Raw genomic sequence first — 3,310 nt, forward strand, 5'->3', positions numbered from 1 at the left:
GGCCAGACACGTCAGATGGTGCGGGCCGGGGTGCCCCCCGTCATTCAAGGGATGGGCTCAAATGCCTCAAACCCGGTAAACGCGTGAAGCCGGCCGCGCTGTCCATGGTCGCGGCCGGCCTCAAATGCCCAGTGTGGGCGGTCGGGCGGTGGGCAGTCGGGCGGTGGGGCCGTCGCGTGACGGCCCCGGTTCCTCAACGCATCGCCACCGGCGTCGCCGACCCGGCCTGCGCCGTCACCTCACGCTCGCTGTCGCTGATGCCGGGGGTGGTGCACATGGTGCTGACCTCGACCCAGCCGCCCTGGCCCTGGTCGCTGACGGGGGCGTCGCCCTCGCCGGCGCGCAGGGCCGACTTGATCACCCACTGGCCGCTCTGGTCCTCGACCCAGGTGTCGATGCCCTGCACCTGGCCCTTGCCCTGCGGCATGCCGAAGACCACCGGGGCGGTCCATACGTGCGGCTCCGTGCCCTCCAGGCAGACCGGCTTCGGCACGGTGTCGCCCGGCTTCATGGCAGTGTTCACCTTGCCGGTGCCGGTGGAAATCATGCCCTTGGGCCGCACGATGAAGGTGTGGCTTTCCGAGCTTGAGGAAGTCGAGGAATAGGTGGTGGTGGTCGCCGGGCCGATGGCGCCCTCATCGCCCATGGGGGCGGGGGGCGGCGCGTTGGCCTCCGGCGGCGGGACCGTGCCATCCATCGACTGGGCGACGGCCGTACCGCCGATGAAACCGGTGGCCAGCAGCGTGGCCGCAAGCAAATGTATCCGCATGTCCATCTCCTTCGTCTACGATCAGCCGGACCCCGTGCGGGGCGCGCCACACTGCCCAAACCCCAAAGGCGAGGGGAAGGTTCCCACAAGGCCCGGGGCCCAGGGATAGGCGACGTCATCAACCGGCGCTGGGGTTCCGGTCTGGGTGGAACTTAGTGGTTCGATACGCGGGCTGGGGTAATACTCAACTGTGCCCTGCGGTTATTTGTGCCCCCGGATTGTGACCACGATGGGGCCGAATCTGGATGGTGGTTGGGCTTGTTTGTTACAGCCCAAGCGGGGGCCTATGGCTGGGAGCCAACCGGCGCGGGTGGGATGATATCGCCTGGCCGCGTGAAACAGGGTCTCGGCGGCGGTCGCTTTCAGGCTGTCGGTTCCGGCGCCCGGGCCGGGGCCGCCTCGTCCAGTTCCTCCGGCGTGGGGTCGTAGGCGTTGACGTGGGGGATGCGCACCAGCAGGCGGCCCAGCAGGTTGATCAGGGTATCCACCTCGCGTGGGGTCAGGTCGGCCAGCAGGCGGCGTTCCCGTTCCAGCGCCATGACCAGGATGCGGTCATGCAGGTCGCGGCCGGCCACGGTCAGCGCGGCCTCGCGCCCCCGGGGCTCCGCCGGGCGGAACTGGATCAGGCCGCGGTCTTCCATCAGGGCGTAGCTGCGGCTGACGGCGGCCTTGTCCATGCCGATGAGCTGACAGATGCGGGCGGCGGTGCACCAGGGTTCCGCCACCAGGTGGACAATGATGCGCCATTCCACGACGCCGATGCCGAAATGCTTGAAATAAAGGCGCGAAGCTCCGCTGGACAGCTTGTTGGCGATAGAGTTCAGGAAGGCTGGGACATAGCGGTCCATGTCCAGTTTGGGCCCCATGTCCAAGGTCAGGTCGCCGACAGGCTGGGGGGCCGTCTGGGGGCGGGGCAGGGCCATGGTGTTCAGTCCTCATCCGTGACCCCGTCTTCGGGGGGTCTTGTTCCCACTCATCCATGCCGGCCGCCGTCGCGGGGGGGGATGGCCGGGGCATGCTTGTCATCACAATGACCTTGGCACCATGGGGCGGAATGCACAAGGCCTGGTGCGCGGGGCGAACCGTGCACCAGGCCTTGGGATTGGCCGTCTACGCCGAAGGGATCAGGGTCACTTGCTGTCGTAGTCGGGAATGGACGGGAACTGGTCCGGATCCGCCTTGCCGTTGCGGATGTAGTTGTTCTGCCGCTGGCGGTACAGCGAGCGCATCGTGGCGTAGTAGTCCACGCTGTTGCGCTTCATGTCGTCCAGCACGTCCAGGTACTGGGCCCGCAGGTCGACCGCATAAACGCCGGCGCGCGTGTAGCTGGCCCAGTCGTCGTGGGTGTTGCTGAGGTAGCGTGAGACCGGGTCGCCATAGGCCTCGACACCGAAGCCCACGGCGTCGCGCAGGGTGGACGACCCCAGGACCGGCAGCACCAGGTAGAACCCCTCGGGCACGCCCCAGACGGCCAGCGTCTGGTCGAAGCTTTCATATTCGTAGGTCAGGCCGTGGTCGCCCGCCACGTCGATCAGGCCACCCAGGCCGATGGTGGAATTGATCAGGAAGCGTTCCGTCGCCACGCCGGCGCCGTCCCAGTCGCCCTGCAGCAGCTTGTTGGCCAGGGTCAGGGGGGAGCGCAGGTTCCACAGCACGTTGCGGATGCCCGTCTGGGCGAAGTCCGGCACCACCGTGCGGTAGACCTTGGCCGCCGGGCGCAGCAGCACCGTGTCCACGCCTTCGTTGAACCAGAAGATGGCGCGGTTCATGCCTTCCAGCGGGTCGTTGGCGTCCTCCTCCTGGGCGGCGGCGATGGCGGCGCGCGCCTCCGCCGTCTTGGCCTCGGCCACCTCCGTGCGGTTGCCATCCCCGGCGTCGGCGGGGGCTGCGGGCGTCGCCGCCGCCTCCTGCGCGCGGGCGCCGGTCGGCAGCAGCACGGGTAGGGCTAGCAGGCCCAGCAGGGCGGCGGCCCTCAGGCCCAGGCGCCGGCGGGCGGGGGACGGGGACACGACGGGGCCGCCCGAGACGGCGAGGGAACCGGGACGCAGCATCGGGGGGATGCCTCCAGCAACGGGACACGTACGGCCGGAACCGGCCGCGGGATGGAAGTGCCGCACAGGGCAGGGGCGGTGGGCCCCATGCTCAATACGGATGGACCGGGCAGAACCTTTCTTCCCGACCGTCATTTAACCATAACGGGCCGCCGGTTCGGCCAAAATGGGAAAATAACCCCCCCTGTTGCCCGGCACGCATGGCGGCTTTGCCATTTGGGGGAACTTGTAAAAGCGTTGTTTACCAACGGGGCACCGCGACTCATGCTGTCGGCGGGGCTGGCATGACGGCGGAACCCCGACAGTTCGGGCCGTCTGCCGCGTGCAAGGGCCGGTTGTCGCCTCTTGTCCGGAGCCTCCGCTGTTGGCGAGGGGGCCGCCCCAACCCTGTTGAGACCGCGCGCTCCGCGCAACACAAAGGAACCTCTGATGCATCGTCGCCCCCCGCGCCATCGGCACCTGATCCGCCCGGTCCTGCGGCCGGCCGGCG

The 3,310-nt window shown here is 68.6% G+C and carries 3 protein-coding genes; all 3 read right to left on the minus strand.

Features of this window, described 5'->3' with window-relative positions; translation table 11 throughout:
• Positions 1-193 precede the first annotated feature (193 nt).
• The 3 genes from I55_RS22570 to I55_RS22580 all read right to left on the minus strand — a co-directional run bounded on the left by I55_RS22570 (position 194) and on the right by I55_RS22580 (position 2,820).
• Positions 194-769 (minus strand): hypothetical protein, encoded by a 576-nt coding sequence (locus tag I55_RS22570; RefSeq protein ID WP_148293906.1) that lies wholly within the window; start codon positions 767-769, stop codon positions 194-196.
• Positions 770-1,131: 362 nt separating this feature from the next.
• A complete protein-coding gene (locus I55_RS22575; RefSeq protein WP_083901339.1) occupies positions 1,132-1,692 on the minus strand; it encodes a MarR family winged helix-turn-helix transcriptional regulator in 561 nt (186 codons plus the stop codon).
• 207 nt (positions 1,693-1,899) lie between these two features.
• Positions 1,900-2,820, minus strand: coding sequence for a VacJ family lipoprotein (locus I55_RS22580; RefSeq protein ID WP_252181272.1), 921 nt, complete (start codon positions 2,818-2,820; stop codon positions 1,900-1,902).
• Positions 2,821-3,310 lie beyond the last annotated feature (490 nt).

The sequence above is a fragment of the Azospirillum sp. B4 genome (assembly GCF_000333275.1).
Classification (GTDB): Bacteria; Pseudomonadota; Alphaproteobacteria; order Azospirillales; family Azospirillaceae; genus Nitrospirillum.

What these genes read in the sequence shown, in the direction of transcription:
- I55_RS22570 (WP_148293906.1), bottom strand. Translation starts at nt 769, where the DNA reads ATGCGGATACATTTGCTTGCGGCCACGCTGCTGGCCACCGGTTTCATC.
- I55_RS22575 (WP_083901339.1), bottom strand. Translation starts at nt 1,692, where the DNA reads ATGGCCCTGCCCCGCCCCCAGACGGCCCCCCAGCCTGTCGGCGACCTG.
- I55_RS22580 (WP_252181272.1), bottom strand. Translation starts at nt 2,820, where the DNA reads ATGCTGCGTCCCGGTTCCCTCGCCGTCTCGGGCGGCCCCGTCGTGTCC.